Here is a 19,042-nt window from a genome sequence, read left to right on the forward strand (position 1 = left end):
AGCCATGACGCAAACCAACCCACGGCCGAACATGGCCCAACCAGCGCTCGTGCTTTTCTCCGTCTGCCTTGCCGCCGCGGCGATGCCGCTGACCTTCACCGGGCCGGCTGTGGCGCTGCCTGCCATCGGTCGGGCGCTCGGCGGCAGCCCGATAGCGCTCAACTGGGTCACCAATGCCTTCATGCTGACCTTCGGATCGAGCCTGATGGTGGCAGGCGCGCTCGCCGATGCCTATGGCCGCAAGCGCCTCTTCCTCATCGGCGTGGGCGCATTCGCCGTGCTCTCGATGGCGCTCGCCGCTGCGCCCGATATCCTCTGGTTCGATCTGGGGCGCGCGGCTCAGGGCCTGGCGGCGGCAGCCGCATTTTCGAGCGGCATGGCGGCACTTGCCCAGGAATTCGACGGGTCGGCACGCATCCGCGCCTTCAGCATCGTCGGCACCAGTTTTGGCGTCGGCCTCGCCTTCGGGCCGATTGCGTCGGGCCTGATGATCGAGGCCTTCGGCTGGCGCAGCATCTTTGGGCTCGTCGTCGCGCTGGCGGTGCTGGCCTTCGCGCTCGGCATGCGCGCTCTGCGGGAATCGCGTGATCCGCAAGCCGGCGGACTGGATTGGCCGGGCGCAATCAGCTTCACCCTGGGGCTCGCGCTCTTCACCTATGGCGTGCTGCTGGCGCCCGAGCGCGGCTGGACCGAGCCGACCGTGATGGGCCTGCTGGCCGGTGCCGTTGCGCTGTTCGTCGCCTTCGGCGTGATCGAGCGGAGCGTCGCCCGACCGATGCTGGACCTGGCCCTGTTCCGCTATCCGCGCTTCGTCGGCGTGCAGTTGCTGGCGGCGGCACCAGCCTATGCCTTCGTGGTGCTGTTGATCCTGCTGCCGGTGCGCTTCATCGGCATCGAGGGCCTGAGCGAGATCGCTGCCGGCCGCCTGATGATCGCCTTGTCGGCGCCGCTGCTCGTGCTTCCGATCGCAGCTGGCCTGCTGACGCGCTGGTTCTCACCGGCGACTATTTGCGGCGTCGGGCTTCTGATCGCGGCTCTCGGCTTGTTCTGGCTGAGCCGGATCTCGGTCGGTGGCGAGATCATGGGCGTCGTCCTGCCGATGGCGCTGATCGGCATCGGCATCAGCCTGCCCTGGGGGCTGATGGACGGGCTTGCCGTCAGCGTCGTGCCCAAGGAGCGCGCGGGCATGGCGACCGGCATCTTCAGCACCACCCGCGTCGCTGGCGAGGGCGTGGCGCTCGCTGTGGTCAGCGCCGTGCTCTCGGCCCTGACAGCGGGGCATCTGGGGGCGGGCGGTGCGGCTGCGAATGCCGGCCCGGCCGCGCAACGTCTCGTCACCGGCGATCTGGTGGGCGCAACGGCCGCTTTGCCGCAGATTGGTCATGCGATGTTGCTTCAGGGCTATGGCGCCGCCTTCGCCACGCTCCTCCTGATGCTCTGCGCCATCACCGTCGTCACCGCTATCGTCGTCTTCGTCTTTCTCGGGCGTGGGACTGAGCAGGTTACCGAGCCGGCGGACAAGACCGAAGCGCGCCTCTGCACCTCGCAAGCCTGAGCTCGCTCCTCAATACCCGAACTGCTCGCGCAGGATCCGCTCGTCCAGACTGTGGCCGGGGTCATGCAGCATGACGAGGTCGACGCTGCGGTCGATCTCGATCTCGACCAGGACGACGTTCTCGATCTGGGTATGGTCGGCGACGGCACTGACCGGCCGCTTGGCGGCCTCCAGCACCTCGATCGTGACCTTGGCATGGTCGGGCAAAAGCGCGCCGCGCCAGCGCCTGGGCCGGAAGGCCGAGATCGGGGTCAAGGCGAGCAGCGGCGCGTCGAGCGGCAGGATCGGGCCGTTGGCCGAGAGATTATAGGCGGTCGAGCCCGCCGGTGTCGCCAGCAGCACGCCGTCGGCGACAAGCTCGCTCAGCCGGACCTGGCCATCGACCGAAAGGCGCAGCTTCGCCGCCTGATAGGAGCGGCGCAGCAGCGAGACCTCGTTGATCGCCTTGGCCTGGACCACATCGCCGTTCTGGTCGACGGCGCGCATCGAGAGCGGGTGGACGACGCTGCGCTGCGCGGCCTCCAGTTTCTTGGTCAGCCCCCGTTCCCGGAACTCGTTCATCAGGAAGCCGACGGAGCCGCGATTCATGCCGTAGATCGGCTTGCCGGTGCCGAGGAAGCGATGCAGCGTCTGCAGCATCAGCCCGTCGCCGCCGAGCGCGACGATGACATCGGCCGTCGCCGGATCGGCATTGCCGTAGCGATCGGCGAGCTTGAGCAAGGCGGCTTCCGCCTCCGGCGTCTCGCTGGCGACGAAGGAGATGGTTCCGAAGTGCTCGGTCATCACGGATCCTGAAAAGCGACGCGCGCCTGGGAGCGGTGTCGTGGCCTGGATCACGTTTTTCGTATTCGGACATGTCCGCCCGAATACGAAAAACGTGATCGATGCTAAAAGTTTAGAGCATTGCCTATGCGAAAAATCGGTACCCACTTTTGCGCGCAATGCTCTAGCACGGCCCGGGCGAAAGCCGCGAGATGCCGCCGCGACAAAAAAAGGCCGGGGTTGCCCCCGGCCTCGCAGCGCCTTCGAGCGGCGCGAACGGTCAGATCGCCGCGCTCCACTGCACCGGCACCATCTCGAAGCCGTTGCCGGCCTTGGCGATGTAGCCCGTGGCGGGGAAGGGGGCGTGGTAGAACGCGACCTGCATCTTGTCGGCCGAGACCATGTCGAGCAGCTTGCGGCGCGTCGCTGCGGCCTGCGGCCCGTCCATGTCGAACACGGCCGACCAGTCCGGATTACGCACGAACAGCGCCGGGTGATTGGTGGTGTCGGACATGATCATCATCCTGCCCGAGCCGGAGCTCAGCGCGAAGGTGGTGTGTCCCGGCGTATGGCCAGGCGCGGCGATCGCGGTCAGGCCCGGCAGGATCTCCTTGCCGCTCTCGAATTGCTTCACATCCTTGGCGATGGGCGAAAAGACGCGGCGGACGCCGGCGAAGGCGCCCTTCAGGCCATCGGGCGCGGCGCTCATCTTGGCGTCGTCCATCCAGAAGGCCCATTCGGCGGCCGGCACCATCACCTCGGCATTCGGGAAGACGGTGCTGCCGTCCTTCAGGCGGAAGCCGTTGATGTGGTCGCCGTGGAAATGGCTGAAGACCACGGTCGAGACGTTCTTGGGATCGAAGCCGGCGGCCTTGAAATTGGCCATCCAGGTGCCCGATGTGGGTGCGCCGGAATCACCGTTGCCAGTGTCGATCAGGGTCAGCTTGCCGGCGTTCTCGATGGCGAGCGTGGTGAAGGTGATGTTCAGCGCGTCGGCGGGCAGGAAGGCCTGCTCCATCGCCTTCTTGACGTCGGCGAGTTCGGCGTTCTTGACGAAGCCTTCGAGCGGCCGCTTGCCGAAGCCGTCATTGATGGCGGTCAGCGTGACGTCGCCGATCTTGTAACGATAGAATCCGGGGGCCTGGTTCACGGGGGCTCCTTGCGCCTGGGCCGGGCTGGGGCCGGCGGGCAGGTTGAAAGTCGTGGCGGCGGCGAGGGCGCCTGCGCTGGCGAGAACGGCGCGGCGCGATGGCTCGAATTTCATCATGGATGTTTCTCCCCCGAGATCACGTCGCATTCGGACGGCATCGTCCGAATGCGACGTGATCTGTGCTAAAAGTTGAGAGCATTGCTCATGCGAAAAACCGGTACCCATTTTTTCGCGCAATGCTCTTGGCTCGGTTCAGCCTCGCTGGACCCTAAAGACCGGCGTGGCAGGTTCAACAGCGCCGTGGCTGCGCGGGGTCAAGTTTCCGTGAGCGCAACGCGTCGCCCGAAGGTACGGCTTGCGTTCAGGGCTTCGAGGCGGGGCGCGGCCGGGGCGCGTGGTCGTCCTGCCGCGCGAAGGCGCGCAGCATCGCCGCGCACAGCGCCAGCGACCCGATCACGCCGTTGCCGGCGCATTCGGCGACCAGCGCCTGGAAGGCTGCTGTGTTCTCGCCGGTCATGCATTGCAGGCTCCAGCCCCATTCCGGGGCCTTCTGGCGCAACAATCCGACTGCGACCTCGATGTCGCCGGAGACGGTGCCCAGCGTCTTCCACAGCGAGCCCTGCTGGTAGATGCCGCCCGCAGGCGCGCGCCGGCTGACCAGATTGGTGGGCTTGCGCCGGACGGTATAGCCCAGCGCCTCGTAGATCTCGGCGTCGAGCATGCGGTCGGGCTTGCTCGCCTCCTCGCAGCGTTCGGCCAGCGCCAGCAGATGTTCCGGTCGAGTGTCCATCATCCTCGTCCAGGCGGTTCCTTACGATGCGTGCCGCCGGCAGCAGCCTTGCTTCGGCTCCCGGCATCGGCTTCCTGTGTCGTCTTCTTGCGCCGTCACCAGCAAAATGCAGGCCGCCTGCATCGAGGCCCCGATTGTGACTGGTGCCGGTTGAGGGGATTGAACCCCCGACCTTCGGTTTACAAAACCGCTGCTCTACCGCTGAGCTAAACCGGCGTCCGATCACAGGGCATGCGGTTACCAGTCGATCGCTCCGAGAGCAAGATCGGGCGGTCCGCGCCAAAAGAAAAGCCCCGCCACATGGGCGGGGCTTCGCGTCAGAGCATTGCGCGAAAAAGTGGGTACCGGTTTTTCGCAAGAGCAATGCTCTTAACTTTAGACTCGATCACGTCGCATTCGGACGCTTCGGTCCGAATGCGACGTGATCTATGGCCGTTGCAGGCGATTTTACGACTTGTAGATGTCGCGATCCTTGGTCTCCGGCAGCAGCAGGAGGCCAATCACGAAGGTCATCATCGCGACGATGATCGGATACCACAGGCCTGAGAAGATGTTGCCGCTGGCCGCCACGATGGCGAAGGCCGTCGGAGGCAGGAAGCCGCCGAACCAGCCATTGCCGATATGGTAGGGCAGCGACATGCCGGTGTAGCGGATGCGGGTCGGGAACAGCTCGACCAGCAGGGCTGCGATCGGCCCGTAGACCATCGTCACGAAGATGACGAGGATGAACAGGATACCGGCGGCCTGCATTGCGCGGGCGCTGCTGAACATCTCGCCGATCGACGGCGTCTTCAGGATCGTCGGATCGCCGGGCTTGGGATAACCCGCCGCTTGCGCCGCCGTGACCAGATCAGCGGCTGCCGACGGCGCCGCCGTACCGTTGATCGTCGTCGCCAAAGCCGAGCCGGCGGGACCGTTGACGAGGTCGTAGTGGATCGAGTTGGTCGCAAGCGTCCGGCGCACGGTGTCGCAGGGCTCGGTGAAGGTGCGCACGCCGACCGGGTCGAACAGCGAGCCGCACTTGGCCGGATCGGCGGTGATCACGAGCTTCACCGTCTCGGTCGCGTTGATCAGCTTGGGATTTGCGGTCTTGGCCAGCATCGTGAACAGCGGGAAGTAGCTGATCGCGGCGATCAGGCAGCCCGCCAGCAGGATCGGCTTGCGGCCGATCTTGTCCGAGAGCCAGCCGAAGAAGATGAAGAACGGCGTGCCCAAGAGCAGCGAGAGTGCGATCAGGAGGTTGGCGGTGGTGCCGTCGATCTTCAGCGTCTGGGTCATGAAGAACAGGGCGTAGAACTGTCCCGTGTACCAGACAACGGCCTGGCCGGCGGTGCCGCCAAAGAGCGCGATCAGACCGATCTTGGCGTTGGACCAGGTGCCGAAAGCCTCGCTGAGGGGGGCCTTCGAGCCGGTGCCCTCTTCCTTCATCTTCACGAAGGCCGGTGATTCGGCGAGCTGGAGGCGAATCCAGATCGAGACGCCCAGCAGCAGGATCGAGACCAGGAACGGAACGCGCCAGCCCCAGGCCGCGAAGGCCTCAGGCGACATGCTGAGTCGCAGGACCAGGATGACGATCAGCGACAGCATCAGGCCGACGGTCGCGGTCGTCTGGATCCAGGAGGTGTAGAAGCCGCGCCGGCCTTGCGGGGCGTGCTCGGCGACATAGGTCGCGGCGCCGCCATATTCGCCGCCGAGCGCCAGGCCCTGGAGCAGGCGGCAGACGATGAAGGCGGCTGGCGCGAGATAGCCAATCGATTCGTAGCTTGGCAGCAGGCCGACGACGAAGGTCGCCAGACCCATGACGGTCATGGTGACGAGGAAGGTGTATTTGCGGCCGATCAGATCGCCGAGACGACCGAAGAACAGCGCACCGAAGGGACGCACGGCGAAGCCGGCGGCGAAACCGAAGAGGACGAAGATGAACTTCGCCGTGTCGTTGGTGCCGGGAACGAAAGTCTGCGCGATGTTGGCGGCGAGCGAGCCGGCCAGATAGAAATCATACCATTCGAAGACCGTGCCGGCCGACGAGGCGATGATGACCTTGCGTTCTTCCTTGGTCATCGGGCGCGGCGTCGCGGCCCCCGATGTCTGTGCTGCCATGCTCATGGCGTTCTCCCCTGCTCGTTGCCCGACAGTCGGAAAATCCGGACTGCCCGATTGCACGCGGCTCGTTTTCTTGCGAAGCGTAGCCCCATGTCGCCGGACCGAGGCCAAAGGCCCCCCATTTCCGGTCTGACCGAAGCAATGCGCGCACGAATTACGCAGTGCAATCAGGCAGATGGTCTTGCATCTTTAGGCTTAAGACCTTTGGCTGGGGGGGGCTCCAGTTGGCCATCGGCACGATCATGTCCATGCCGAGACGGGCGCGCTGCTGCTGACGCTTCAGGCTCTCGCGTGCCGGTCGAGCTGGGGCCGCCTCAGCGCCGCCGGCTGGCGGCGTAGAGCGCGATCGCGGTCGCGTTCGAGACGTTGAGGCTGGTGATCGTGCCCGGCACCTCGAGCCGCGCGACATGATCGCAGAGATCGCGGCTGCGTTGGCGCAGGCCCTTGCCCTCTGCGCCCATCACCATGACGAGCGGGCGACGGAGTTCGACATCGTCGAAGGCGACTTCGCCATCCGAATCAAAACCGATGCGCAGGAAACCGCGCTTGCCGAGTTCGTCGAGCGCATCGCCGAGATTGCGCACGGCGATCAGCGGCACATGTTCGAGCGCGCCCGAGGCCGATTTCGCCAGCACGCCGGTCGCGGCCGGGGAATGGCGGATGGTGACGATCACCGCGGCTGCCGCGAAGGCGGCGGCCGAGCGCAGGATCGCGCCGACATTGTGCGGGTCGGTGATCTGGTCGAGCGCCAGCACGACCGCATCGTCGGGCAGGCTGTCGAGATCGGGCGAGGGCAGGGGATCGCAGACGAGATAAAGCCCCTGATGCACCGAATCGGGCGTCAGCAGCCGGTCGATCTCGGACGGCCGGACGAGCTCGGCCTGCAGCGGCAACTCGCCGATCTCCTCGGTCAACCGCTTCAGCGCGTTCTCGGTGGCGAGCAGGCGGCGATGGCGGCGCTTGGGATTGCGCAAGGCCTCGATGACGGGATGGACGCCATAGAGCACGGCCTCGTCGATATCGCCGGGGCGATGCGGCGGTGGCCCGTCGGCGTGGTGCGGCCGGCGGCCGCCGGCATGGTGGCCAGCGGGTCTTCCCGGCTTGGGGCGGAACGGCGCAGGCATCATCGGTCTCCAGGGGGCGGATCTGTGCCGTGCCATGACACGCGCCGCTTGACCAGTGCCGAGGAGCCACGGCGGCGCGATCCGAACGAAACTCGCTGCAAGAAGGAGGCGCTATCGATGATGGATGCAAGATCGATGATGGAAGCGAGCGCCTGATCATCGTCACCGGCGGCCCGGGTTCAGGCAAGACGACGCTGCTGGCGGCACGCGGCATCGCGACCTCGCCCGAGGCCGGGCGCGCGATCTCCGCCACCAGGTCGCGATCGATGGCGCCGGCCTGCCCTGGGCTGACGGCGCTTCCCTTGGGGAGCGTCGAGGAGCGCGCGGACATGGTCGCTGCACGGATCGGTGCAATGCGACATTCGGTGTGCGACTGAGGGTTGACACGCCGAAGCCCGGTCACCATAAGTCCGGCCGCGCCTGTCGCCCGTCACGCAAGTGACACAGGCGGTCGCCTGCGGTTCAGCCGCAACAGGCGCGGGCGGGGGAATGTCCCGAGCGGCAAAGGGGGCGGACTGTAAATCCGCTGGCTATGCCTTCGCAGGTTCGAGTCCTGCTTCCCCCACCATCCTTTCCTGCCCGGCAGCGGCGAGACGAAGCGGTTACGGCTCGCCTTGGGCCGCCGGGAGCCGGCCGGTTTCCGACACCGCGCCCCGGCATCTTGACATCGCTTCATTCATCGTCGATTCCGGTCCGGCGATGCGGGTGTAGCTCAATGGTAGAGCAGCAGCCTTCCAAGCTGAATACGAGGGTTCGATTCCCTCCACCCGCTCCATCGCCTCAGCCAAATATTTCAGCGACTTGAATCTGGCTTTTGCAGCAGATTTTTGCCCTGTCTTGGAAGCGATGCCGCCGCCGCGGGATACTCCCTCCGAGGTGGACTCGGTTCGCATCAAAAACTTGGGGACGATTCTGCTGCGGTTATTCCGGGAACGACCAGCCGAGAAATGGGTGCTGGATGAGCAGTTCGGCAACATGGCGGCTGATCGCGCCCCAGTCGATCAGGCCGACGCGAAGTGGCTTGCTGCTCGAAGATGACATGATCAGGCGGCCGCGGTCCTGAGGGCGAGATCGAGCAGGGGACCTCCGTTCAGCCCGTCGAGCAGGCTGAAATGATGGCCTGGGCAGATCAGGGGCGAGGATGCCAACCAGGCCGAGGCCAGAGCCACTGACTGGGCCTTGAATGCGTCGCTCTCGGCGTCGCCGACGGCCAGGGCCAACCGCGTTCTGGCCGGACGGGGAAGGCGGAGGGGGCTGAGCCTTTCGGCGCGGGCCGTGTCGTCGAGGCCGAGCAGGCGGCCGAGCGGCAGATGGCCGAGCGGCTTCAGGTCGTAGAGCCCCGACAGCAGCAGGGCGGAAGCGATCGGCGGCGCGTCGGAATCCACCAGCGCCATCGCGGCAAGATGGCCGCCGGCGGAGTGCCCGGACAGGTGCAGTCGCGAGGCGTCGATGCCGAGCGCTTCGGCCTCGCCAACCAGGAAATTCAGCACTGCTACGATCTGTGCCGTACTCTGCTCCAGCGCGACCTGTGGGGAGAGGCCATAATTCGGCATGGCGACGGCGAAGCCGGCATCGAGCATGCCTTGCGCGAATTGGGCGTGCTGAACCTTGTCGGAGGCCTGCCAGTAGCCGCCATGGACGAAGACCCAGACCGGCGGGCGCGGCACGCCTTGCGGGATATAGAGATCGAGCGTCTCGAAGCGCGCCGGGCCATAGGCGAGATCGGTTCCGCGATGCAGCGCGCGGAACGCCTCGCCGTCGCGGCTCCATTGCCGGAACAGCGCCTTCATGTCGGCCTGAAGCCGCGGGCTGTACTGGCGGCCGAGCTCGCGCAGCGTGTAGCCATCGACGCGAAGATCCGGCGGCGGCGCTGGCGCGGCGTGGTGAGCCCGGATCGTCAGTCCAGGCGCTGATCCCGGCAGCAGGCGGATCGGCGGCCGGAAGCCCGCGAAGACCTCGCGATAGGCGAGCTCGACCGCGTGGCGCGAGAGATGGAAGGCCGCAGGCTCGCCGGCTTCCCATGTCATCGAGAGCAGATGGTGGGGACCGCAGCCGGCCGCTATCAGCCCGTCGAGGATAGCCGATAACGCATCGCGCAACGCCTCGACCGGATCGGTCTGGGATGTCGTGGCGACGATCTCCGTCGCAGCTGTTTCAGACGCCGACATAACGATGCACCAACTCTGCGTTTGCGGCCAGATCGGCGCTGTCGCCCGACCAGACGGTACGGCCCTTTTCGAGGATGTAGTGCCGGTCGGCGATACGCTTGAGGACATTGATGTTCTTGTCGATCAGCAGGATCGATTGTCCCTGCGATTTCAACGTCTCGATGCAGGACCAGATCTCGGCGCGGATCACGGGGGCAAGCCCTTCCGTCGCCTCGTCGAGAATGAGGAGCCTGGGATTGGTCATCAGCGCCCGGCCCACGGCCAGCATCTGCTGCTCGCCGCCGGACAGGGTGCGGGCCGATTGGCCGGCGCGCTCCTGAAGCCGTGGGAACAGGCCGTAGACCCGCTCAAGCGTCCATGGCGACGAACGCTTGAGCCGGTTCGACGCTGTGGCAACGAGGTTCTCGCGCACGGTCAGAGTGGGGAAGACCAGACGGCCTTCCGGCACAAGGCCGATGCCGCAGCGGGCGATCTTCTCCGGGGCGATGCCTTGCACCATGCGGCCGTCGAAGCGCACTTCACCGGCTTTCGGCGAGAGCAGGCCCATGATCGAGCGGATCGTCGTAGTCTTGCCCATGCCGTTGCGGCCGAGCAGCGTCACGACCTCGCCCTCTTCGATGTCGAGCGCGACGTCGAAGAGAACCTGGCTCGCACCATAGGCCGATTGCAGGTTGCGGACGCTGAGCATCAGGCGTCTCCCTCGCCGAGATAGGCGACGCGGACATCCGGGTTGTCGCGGATCTCGTCGGCCGTGCCGGTGGCGATAATGCGGCCATAGACCAGGACCGAAATCCGGTCCGCGAGCGCGAAGACGGCATCCATGTCGTGCTCGACCAAGAGCATGGTGACGTGCCCCTTCAGGCTCGACAGCATCGCGACCATCTCCTCGCTTTCGGCGTGACCGAGACCGGCCATCGGCTCGTCGAGCAGGAGCAGGCGCGGCTCACGGGCGAGGGCTACTGCCAATTCGAGCTGCTTCTGCTCGCCATGGGAGAGATCGGCGACCTTGACCTCGGCGCGGGCCGCCAGACCTGCTGCCGCCAGATGCTCCCGGGCACGGGCGCGCAGGCCCTCGTCTCCTCGGGCATCGGCGAAGAACCGGAAGCTGTGCCCTTCATGTGTCTGCACGGCGAGCGCAACATTCTCGAGCATCGAGAAGTCCGGCAGCAACTGGGTGATCTGGAAGGTGCGCGCAAGACCGCGACGGACGCGCTGTGGTGTCGTCAGGCGGCCTATATCCTCGCCGTCGAGCCGGATTTCGCCCTCGTCCTGGGAGAGTTCGCCGAAGAGCTGCGTGATCAGCGTGGTCTTGCCGGCGCCATTGGGGCCGATCAGCGCGTGAATCTCGCCTTCGACGACGTCGAGATCGACCGCGTCGGTCGCGACCAGTCCACCGAAGCGTTTGCGCAGGTTGCGGATGGAGAGCAGGACCCGCGTCATCGTCCCGGCCTCCGCAGGCGGCCGATCAGCGCGTTGAGTCCGCCTTGGGTGAACAGCACGATCATCAGCAAGATCGGGCCAAGGACAAGCTGCCAATGCTCGGTCCAGGCGGTGAGTACGGTTTCCAGGACGACGAGCGCGGCGGCCCCAAGCAGCGGCCCCAGCAGCGTGCCGACTCCGCCGAGGATGACCATGATCATCAGTTCGCCGGACTTGGTCCAATGCAGCATGTCGGGGCTGACGAAGCGCAGGTAGTTCGCCATCAACGCGCCGGCAAGCCCGGAGCCCATCCCGGACATGACGAAGGCCATGAGCTTGTGGGAGTAGGGCGCGATGCCGATCGCCGCCATACGCCGCTCGTTCTGGCGGATACCGGCGAGAACCATACCGAAGCGCGAGCCGACGATGCGCCACAGCAGCCCAAAGGTGGCTGCCGTCGCCACGAGGCAGATGTAATAGAAGGTCGTGTCGTTGCGGGTGTCGAGGTCGAACAGGACATTGCGGCGGCGGATGATCAGGCCGTCATCGCCGCCATAGGCCTTCAGCGAGACGAAGAAGAAGAACAGCATCTGCGCAAAGGCGAGCGTGATCATGATGAACTGCACGCCACTGGTGCGCAGCGAGAGCGCGCCGATGATGAGCGCCAGCAGCCCAGCCACCAGCATGGCCGCCGGGATCGTGACAAGGAGCTGGTTGGTGCCGGGGATCAGCCCGAAGAGCATGGTGTCGCCGACGAAGCTCTGATTGAGGATGCCGACGACGTAACCGCCTATGCCGAAGAAGGCTGCGTGGCCGAAGCTGACCATCCCGCCGAAGCCCAGCGCCAGATTGAGGCTGGCTGCGGCGATGGCATAGATCAGCACGCGCGTCGCCAGCGGCACCAGCGAGGGCTGGCCGATGGCCTGCATGACGAAGGGCAGGGCGGCCAGCACGAGGCCGATCGCGGCGACGGCCAGAAGCCAGCCATAGGCCGGTGTCATCGGGGCTGGTCGGGGCACGGTCTGGTCAGACATTGGCGGGGAACAGCCCCCTGGGACGGACGAGCAGCACCAGGGCCATGAGCAGATAGATTCCCATCGAGGAGAGGCCGGCGCCGAGCGCGTCGGCTTCCGGGCCGGTCATGATCTGGCGCAGCAGGCCGGGCAGGAAGGCGCGCAGGCTGGTATCGACCAGGCCCACGATCAGCGCGCCGAAGAAGGCGCCGCGGATCGATCCGACGCCGCCGATCACCACGACGACGAACGTCATGATCAGGATCTGCTCCCCCATGCCGACCTGGACGGCGAGGATCGGCCCGGCCATCAGCCCGGCCAGTCCCGCGAGCAGCGCGCCAAGCCCGAAAACGGCGGTGTAGAGCAGGCGGATATCGACGCCGAGCGCCCGCACCATCTCGCGATGCGTCGCGCCCGCCCGCACCAGCATGCCGACCCGCGTGCGGTTGATCAGGAGATAAAGCCCGAGCGCGACAGCAAGGCCGACCGCGATGACCATGAGGCGGTAAAGCGGATAGATCAGGCCCGGCAGAAGCTCGACAGAGCCGTTCAGCGCCGGTGGCATCGCCACGAAGAGCGGCTGCCTGCCGAACAGGATCGTCACCGACTGGTTGAAGATCAGGATGAGCGCGAAGGTCGCGAGCACCTGGTCGAGGTGATCGCGGCCGTAGAGCCGTCGCAGGATCAGAAATTCGATCGTCATGCCCGCCAGCGCTGCGGCCGCAAGCCCGGCCGGTACAGCAAGCAGCAGCGAGCCGGTCTTGTCCGCGACGAAGGCCCCGGCATAGGCGCCCACCATGTAGAGCGACCCATGCGCGAGGTTGATCACGCCCATGATGCCGAAGATGAGCGTCAACCCTGCGGCGAGCAGGAACAGCATCACGCCGAACTGCAGGCCGTTGAGCAGTTGTTCGAGGATCAGCGTCATGGGCGCCTGGACCCGATCAGAGCTTGCACAGCGCCGAATAGGCGTCGCCATGGTTCGTCAGGATCTTGCTGACGGTCTTGAGCGCCAGCTTGCCATCGGCGTCCTTCTCGACCCGCAGCCCGTACCAATCCTGAACGGGATGCTGGTTGGGGCCGAATTTGAAGGCTCCGCGCACGGATGCGAAATCGGCCTTGACGAGGGCCTTGCGCAGGGCCGGCACATCGACCTTGCCGCTCGTGGCCTTGAGCGCGGAGGCGATGGCTAGCGCCGTGTCGTAGCCTTGGCTGGCGTAGTAAGTCGCGGGGCGGTTATACGCCTTGGTCCAGGCGGCCATGAAAGCCCTGTTCGCCGGATTGTCGAAGTCCGCATTCCAGTGGCTCGAGACGTTCAGGCCGAGCGCTGCGTCGCCGACCGCGGCGAGCGTGACGGCATCGAGCGAGGGCGCCGCCACGACCATGGGGATCTTGGCCGTCAGCCCCGCCTGCTGGTATTGGCGCAGGAAGGCGATGCCGAGACCGCCGGGGTTGAACTGGTAGACGACATCGGGATTGGCGGCACGGATCTGCGCCATCTCGGCGGCGAAATCGGTCTGGTCGAGACGGGTGTAGACCTCTCCGACGACCTCGCCTTTGAACAGCCGCTTGAAGCCCGCGACGGCGTCCTTGCCGGCCTGGTAGTTGGCGGCCAGGACGAAGGCTTTCTTGTAGCCGAGGTTGGTGGCGTTCTGGCCGGCACTCTCGTGCAGGCTGTCGTTCTGCCAGGACACGACGAAATAGTTCTCGTGGCACTCCTTGCCGGCGAGGTTGGACGGGCCGGCATTGGGGCTGACATAGAGCGCGCCGGAATCGACAATGTCGGGCACGGTGGCGCCGGCCACGTTCGAGAAGACGATGCCGGTGAGGATCTTGATCCCGTCGCTCTTGAGCATGCGCTCCGCGATCTGCTTGCCCTGACCGGGCTTCAGGCCATCGTCTTCGACGACGAGTTCGACGGGGACGCCGCCGAGCTTTCCGCCTGCCATGTCGATGGCGAGCTTGAAGCCGTCGCGGATGTCCTGGCCGAGATAGCCGCCTGGACCCGACAGCGTGGTGACCATGCCGATCTTGACAGGCTGCTGGGCGTGGCCGCCCCCGGCCAGCAAGGCCGAGGCCGCGAGGCCCAATAGCAGTGTGCGACGTTTCATGATGAGCTCCAGTTGCGTGCGTTCATGCCTCTGAGAATTGAGGGGCGCCTGTTATGTCCCGGCGCTTCCCGAGCGAAATCCTACGGGGCGATCGTGCGACGACCGCCCCGCAAGCCTCTAAAGGCAGACCCACCCGGCGGGCGGTTCTTTGCCGGGGTGCACAGTCCCGCAATGCGAACAGGTGCGAGCCTTCTCATTGCCGTAGAATGCCCTGTACAGCGGCGGCAGGTCGTCAACGATGCTGACGAGATCGAGCTCGACGCGATGCACCAGCTTCTTGCAGTCGAAGCAGTACCATTCGAAAGCATCGAGCCAGCCATCGGGCCGCTTCGGCTCGATGACGAGGCCGATCGATCCCTCCTGCGGGCGCTGCGGCGAATGCCGCACATGCGGCGGCAGCAGGAAGATCTCACCCTCCCGGATCGTCACCTCATAGTGCTCTCCGTCGTCGACGACCTTGAGCATCATGTCGCCCTTGATCTGGTAGAAGAACTCCTCGACGGGGTCGTCGTGATAGTCGGTCCGCTGATTGGGGCCCCCCACCACGGTCACCATCAAGTCCGAGTCCGTCCAGATCTGCTGATTGCCGACCGGCGGCTTGAGCAGATGCTGATGCTCCTCGATCCATTTCGCAAAATTGAAGGCCTTCAGCCGTCCTTCCGTCGCCATGGTTCCACCTTTCCCCTGTTGTCAGCCGTCGGCTCAGCCGACTTTGGCCAATGGTGCATCGTCTGCCTTGAGTGTCAGGCCGCAGGCCTCGAAAGCCGCGCGCGTGGCGGCCTTCTCGCCATCCGTCAGCTCCAGCATCGGCGGCCTGACGCGGCCTCCGACCTGTCCGAGCAGCTCCTGCCAGTACTTCTGGTGGGCGTGAGGCTTCTCGGCCGGCCGCGTGCCGCGCAGCGCCTCCCTCACCGGGTTCAGGCTGTCGCGGACGGCGCGCGCCTTCGCGGCCTCGCCGCGGAAGGCGAGGTCGGTGTATTCGCGCATCCTGCGATCCTGCGCGGTCTGGAGCAGATAGGGTGGTGAGGAGCAGAGATAGAGCTGCCAGCCGAGCTCAAGGATGTTGTCGAGCCATTCCTCTTCGGACGCCGTGCTCACCAGGATGCGGTCGCCGGCGAGCTTGGTGAGCTCGGCATACATCTGGCGCGGCACGGAGTACTTGATCGCGACGACGTTCTCGATGTCCGCCAGGCGGTTGCAGAGCTGCGGCGACAGCAGATAGCCGCTGTCGGGATGGCTCCAGAGCGCGATGCCGATATCGACCTTCTCCGCGATCGTCCGGTAGTATTCGTAGATGGTCTCGTCCTGCGCCTTGAAGAAATGCAGGATCGGCGCATGTACGACGATGTAGTCGGCGCCGATCTTCTGCGCATGCCGGGCGAGATCGATGACGACATCCATGTTCTGGTCGGAACAGGACATGATCGTCGCGCCCCGGCCTTCCGTTGCCGCGACAGCGAGTTCGAAGCTGCGCTTGCGCTCCTCGATCGACATGGAGAAGAACTCGCCCTGCTTGCCGGCGATGAACAGGCCGTCGATCCCGAGGTCCTCCGTCCAGTGCCGGAGGTTCGCTCGGAAGCCGTCCTCGTCGATCGCGAGATCCGGATTGAACGGCGTCAGCGCGGCAGCCCAGATGCCCCTCATATGGGCGCGGGCGTAGGCCTTGGCGTCCTTCTTCGCGTATTTCATGCCGATGCTCCTCCTGAAGCTGAGCCGGTCGGGCACCGCAGCTAGATGCTCATGCGGTGAGAGACGTTCTTGATGACCGTGTAGTGCGAAAGCCCTTCGGCCCCGCCCTCGCGGCCATAGCCGCTGTCCTTGACGCCGCCGAAGGGCGTCTCTGCGACCGACGCCTCCAGGGTGTTGATCGACAGGTTGCCGGCCTCGATGCCCTCCGCCAGCCGGTCCGCATTGCTTGCCGAATGCGTGAAGGCATAGGCGGCGAGCCCGAAGGGGAGGGAGTTGGCTTTCTCGATGGCCTCGTCGAGGGACGACACCGGGTTGATCAGCGCCATCGGCCCGAAAGGCTCTTCGCGCATGGCGCGTGCGTCGTCCGGGAGATCGGCGATGACGGTGACCGGGAAGAAATAGCCGCGGCTTCCGAGGCGCTCTCCGCCCGCCAGAACGCGCGCTCCCTTAGCTCTGGCATCGGCGACGAGCATTTCCAGCGCATCGATGCGGCGGGAGTTCGCCAGAGGCCCCATCTCCGTCGACGGGTCGAGGCCGTTGCCGATCGCCACCGAGCGCGCCTTCTCGGCGAAGGTCCTGGCGAAGGTCTCGTAGATGCTGTCATGAACGAAGAAGCGTGTCGGCGAGGTGCAGACCTGGCCTGCATTGCGCGATTTCCGGACAGCGGACGAAATGGCGGCCGCCACCGGATCGACATCGTCGCAGACGATGACGGGGGCATGGCCGCCAAGCTCCATCAGCACGGGCTTCATATGCTGCGCGGCCAGGCCGGTCAGGTGCTTGCCGACGGCCGTGGAGCCGGTGAAGGCGATGAGGCGTGTCTGCTCCTGGGGGATCAGGTAGTCCGATATCTCCGACGGGATGCCGAAGACGAGGTTCAACACGCCAGGCGGCAGGCCGGCATCGTGGAAGGCCCGGGCGATATGGATCGCGCCGGCGGGCGTCTCCTCGGCGGCCTTGATGATGATCGAGCAGCCGGCAGCGAGAGCGCCCGCGATCTTGCGCGAGGGCTGGCTCATCGGAAAATTCCACGGCGAGAACGCCGCCACCATCCCGATCGGCTGGTGCATCACGATGTATTTGATGCCGGGCTCGCTTGGAATGAGGCGCCCATAGGTGCGCTGGCCCTCGGCGGCATCCCACTCGAAGAACTCGCAGCCCCTGATGACTTCCAGCCGGGCCTGGCCGATTGGCTTTCCATGTTCGAGGGTAATCGAATAGGCGATCTCCTCGATCCGCTCGCGCATGAGGGCGGCTGCTTTGAGGATGATGTCGGAGCGCTGGCGCGGCGATGTCCGGCTCCAGACCTTGAACCCATCGGCGGAGGCGGCGAGCGCTGCGTCCAGATCCGACCGCGAAGCGGTCGGAACCTCGCCGATCACGCTTTCATCCGCCGGGTTCAGAACCGGCTGCCCGTTCGATGCGCTCTTCCAGGCGCCGCCGATATACATGAGGAGATCTGGGTAGCGGTTCATGAGTTACCTTGAATGGACGGAGCGAGCGCGGGGGCGGCATTTGCAGCCGGCGAGGTGGTGGTGCCGCTCCGCGTCAACTTCGAAATCTGTGACGCGCAGCGCAATTGACCTGCGGCAGGGCCTGCTCCGGGCATGGGAAGCTGGCGTTGTCGGCGCCGTTTGCCGTTGGGTTATGCAAGCCCGGCCGTCTCCCGGGTTCGTCTCGCCGGATGCGCGACCTCTGCCCTTGAGCTGGATCATCGCATTGACCGGGGGGTATAGGGCAATTCTACATATTTGTATTAATTCAGATGGTTTGATTATAAATCGGCGATGGCCATTTCACTTCGCCAGATTCAGTCTTTTCTCTCCGTGGCCGAGTGCGGCACCTTCACCAAGGCTGCCGAGCGGCTCCACATGGCGCAGCCCGCCCTCTCGCAGCTGGTCCGCGAACTGGAGCGCGAGCTCGGCATCCGGCTGTTCGACCGGACGACGCGGCGTGTCGAATTGACCGAGGGAGGGCGCGAATTTCAGGGCGCGTCGGCTAAGATCATGCATGATCTCGATCTTGCCGTGCGCAACGCCAACAACCTTGCGGAGAGGCGGCGCGGCCGGATCGTCGTCGCAGCCCCGCCTTTGCTCGCGGCCATCCTGCTGCCTTCGGCCATCGTGGAACTCCGCCAGCGCCATCCGGGCATCGAAGTCGCAATCATAGATGCCCGGACCGACAAGATCGTCGAAGAGGTGAGGCTTGGGCGGGCGGATTGCGGCCTGGGGACCTTCTCCGCCATTGAGGATGGCATTGAACGGATGCCGCTCACGCGGGACAGCCTCATGCTTTTCTGCGCCAGTGCGCATCCTTTCGCCGCTCGCACCTCGCTGCCATGGGCTGACCTGGCCGAGCAGCCGCTCATCACCTTGACCAGGGACAGTGGCATCAGGCTGCTGGTGGAGGTCGGCTACGAGACTGCGGAGGTTCCACTTCGCCCGCTCTACGAGGTCTCGCAGATCACGACGGCCTTGGCGTTGGTCGAGGCGGATCTCGGTGTTGCAGTTCTACCGACTTATGCGCTGGCCATGACCTCGGGCCGACCGATTGCCACGCGCCCGTTGGTCGAGCCGACGATCGCGCGCGATGTCGTCATGATCCGTCCCAGCGGTCGTTCGCCTTCGCCAGCCGTACTCGCATTCGAGGCCATCTTGCGCAGCTGTATCCGCCGAGTTGGCGATTTGGACTGGGGCACGTCTGGCGAGCCGGGTGTTCAGCAGACTCGATAGACATCAAGACAGTCTCGGAACAACCCGGCCTTATCAAGAGCAGGTTTGGGAGAGCTGAACGGGTCAGCCAAATGGATTTTTGGCTGAACGCGGCACATGCATAAGACGTAGCCAAATGCGATACAGCCGGTATCGCTGCCGGCTGTCGAGTTTCTATGCGGCAAGCTCAAGACATGGAAGCGCATCGCAACACGATACGACAGACTCGCTGTCAATGTCCTCGCAGCCATCGCTCTTGCCGCTCTAGCGACGTAAATGGGCAAATCGCAGCCTTCCAAGCTGAATACGAGGGTTCGATTCTCTCCGCCCGCTCCACTCTCTCCTTCGAATTTCGCCTTACGTGCAATACGATACGCATGTCGGGGTGGTATCTGCGGCGCCTGCTCCAAGCGCCAGATACAACTCGGATACCACCTGAACGCCCCG

The 19,042-nt window shown here is 65.4% G+C and carries 17 protein-coding genes, 3 tRNA genes and 1 pseudogene; 6 read left to right on the forward strand and 15 right to left on the reverse strand.

The features are described from left to right. The first annotated feature begins 4 nt into the window (after positions 1-4). Complete coding sequence (locus tag RMR04_RS10790) at positions 5-1,555, forward strand: MFS transporter (RefSeq protein WP_311914661.1); 1,551 nt, start codon at positions 5-7, stop codon at positions 1,553-1,555. Between the two features lie 9 nt (positions 1,556-1,564). Here RMR04_RS10790 and RMR04_RS10795 read toward each other — a convergent pair whose 3' ends face one another. From RMR04_RS10795 to rlmB, 6 genes are all read right to left on the reverse strand, one after another. Next, complete coding sequence (locus RMR04_RS10795) at positions 1,565-2,338, reverse strand: NAD kinase (protein WP_311914662.1); 774 nt, start codon at positions 2,336-2,338, stop codon at positions 1,565-1,567. Between the two features lie 259 nt (positions 2,339-2,597). After that, entirely contained in the window at positions 2,598-3,584 is a 987-nt protein-coding gene (locus RMR04_RS10800; protein WP_311914663.1) for an MBL fold metallo-hydrolase, read from the reverse strand. A 244-nt stretch (positions 3,585-3,828) separates the two neighbouring features. After that, the gene (locus RMR04_RS10805) at positions 3,829-4,257 is read right to left on the reverse strand and encodes a hypothetical protein (RefSeq protein WP_311914664.1); all 429 of its coding nucleotides are present in this window, start codon (positions 4,255-4,257) and stop codon (positions 3,829-3,831) included. A 141-nt stretch (positions 4,258-4,398) separates the two neighbouring features. After that, a tRNA-Thr gene (locus RMR04_RS10810) sits at positions 4,399-4,473 on the reverse strand. A 231-nt stretch (positions 4,474-4,704) separates the two neighbouring features. After that, on the reverse strand, positions 4,705-6,363 hold the full coding sequence (locus RMR04_RS10815; RefSeq protein WP_311914665.1) for an MFS transporter: 1,659 nt from the start codon (positions 6,361-6,363) through the stop codon (positions 4,705-4,707). A gap of 311 nt (positions 6,364-6,674) precedes the next feature. Further along, positions 6,675-7,487, reverse strand: a complete 813-nt coding sequence (gene rlmB, locus RMR04_RS10820) for a 23S rRNA (guanosine(2251)-2'-O)-methyltransferase RlmB (RefSeq protein ID WP_410492228.1) — start codon at positions 7,485-7,487, stop codon at positions 6,675-6,677. Positions 7,488-7,696: 209 nt separating this feature from the next. Between rlmB and RMR04_RS10825 the strand changes: the two genes are divergently transcribed. From RMR04_RS10825 to RMR04_RS10835, 3 genes are all read left to right on the forward strand, one after another. Then, entirely contained in the window at positions 7,697-7,861 is a 165-nt protein-coding gene (locus tag RMR04_RS10825) for a hypothetical protein (RefSeq protein ID WP_311915796.1), read from the forward strand. Between the two features lie 106 nt (positions 7,862-7,967). Continuing rightward, a tRNA-Tyr gene (locus tag RMR04_RS10830) sits at positions 7,968-8,052 on the forward strand. 133 nt (positions 8,053-8,185) lie between these two features. Further along, positions 8,186-8,259 (forward strand) — tRNA-Gly (locus RMR04_RS10835). Positions 8,260-8,527: 268 nt separating this feature from the next. Here the strand turns inward: RMR04_RS10835 and RMR04_RS10840 are convergent. From RMR04_RS10840 to RMR04_RS10880, 9 genes are all read right to left on the reverse strand, one after another. Further along, entirely contained in the window at positions 8,528-9,652 is a 1,125-nt protein-coding gene (locus tag RMR04_RS10840; RefSeq protein WP_311914667.1) for an alpha/beta hydrolase, read from the reverse strand. Further along, on the reverse strand, positions 9,639-10,340 hold the full coding sequence (locus tag RMR04_RS10845) for an ABC transporter ATP-binding protein (protein WP_311914668.1): 702 nt from the start codon (positions 10,338-10,340) through the stop codon (positions 9,639-9,641). The genes RMR04_RS10840 and RMR04_RS10845 overlap by 14 nt, the downstream gene beginning before the upstream one ends. Beyond that, positions 10,340-11,092 (reverse strand): ABC transporter ATP-binding protein, encoded by a 753-nt coding sequence (locus RMR04_RS10850; protein WP_311914669.1) that lies wholly within the window; start codon positions 11,090-11,092, stop codon positions 10,340-10,342. Before RMR04_RS10850 ends, RMR04_RS10845 begins: the two co-directional genes overlap by 1 nt. After that, positions 11,089-12,072 carry a branched-chain amino acid ABC transporter permease gene (locus RMR04_RS10855; protein ID WP_311915797.1) on the reverse strand — a complete coding sequence of 328 codons (984 nt, stop codon included), beginning with the start codon at positions 12,070-12,072 and terminating at the stop codon, positions 11,089-11,091. Before RMR04_RS10855 ends, RMR04_RS10850 begins: the two co-directional genes overlap by 4 nt. 25 nt (positions 12,073-12,097) lie before the next feature. Next, positions 12,098-13,012: a branched-chain amino acid ABC transporter permease gene (locus RMR04_RS10860; protein WP_311914670.1), complete on the reverse strand. Its 915-nt coding sequence runs from the start codon at positions 13,010-13,012 to the stop codon at positions 12,098-12,100. A 16-nt stretch (positions 13,013-13,028) separates the two neighbouring features. Further along, positions 13,029-14,195, reverse strand: a complete 1,167-nt coding sequence (locus tag RMR04_RS10865) for an ABC transporter substrate-binding protein (protein WP_311914671.1) — start codon at positions 14,193-14,195, stop codon at positions 13,029-13,031. Positions 14,196-14,312: 117 nt separating this feature from the next. After that, positions 14,313-14,864, reverse strand: coding sequence for a 3-hydroxyanthranilate 3,4-dioxygenase (locus RMR04_RS10870; protein WP_311914672.1), 552 nt, complete (start codon positions 14,862-14,864; stop codon positions 14,313-14,315). Positions 14,865-14,897: 33 nt separating this feature from the next. Further along, on the reverse strand, positions 14,898-15,884 hold the full coding sequence (locus RMR04_RS10875; RefSeq protein ID WP_311914673.1) for a dihydrodipicolinate synthase family protein: 987 nt from the start codon (positions 15,882-15,884) through the stop codon (positions 14,898-14,900). A 41-nt stretch (positions 15,885-15,925) separates the two neighbouring features. Further along, a complete protein-coding gene (locus RMR04_RS10880; RefSeq protein ID WP_311914674.1) occupies positions 15,926-17,359 on the reverse strand; it encodes an NAD-dependent succinate-semialdehyde dehydrogenase in 1,434 nt (477 codons plus the stop codon). 312 nt (positions 17,360-17,671) lie between these two features. On the opposite strand from RMR04_RS10880, the gene RMR04_RS10885 reads away from it, so the two are divergent. Both RMR04_RS10885 and RMR04_RS10890 read left to right on the forward strand, forming a co-directional pair. Next, on the forward strand, positions 17,672-18,616 hold the full coding sequence (locus tag RMR04_RS10885; protein ID WP_311914675.1) for a LysR family transcriptional regulator: 945 nt from the start codon (positions 17,672-17,674) through the stop codon (positions 18,614-18,616). Positions 18,617-18,757: 141 nt separating this feature from the next. After that, positions 18,758-18,871, forward strand: a pseudogene (locus tag RMR04_RS10890) (IS5/IS1182 family transposase); the annotation flags it as partial. Between the last annotated feature and the right edge of the window lie 171 nt (positions 18,872-19,042).

It is taken from the genome of Bosea sp. 685 (assembly GCF_031884435.1).
Classification (GTDB): Bacteria; Pseudomonadota; Alphaproteobacteria; order Rhizobiales; family Beijerinckiaceae; genus Allobosea.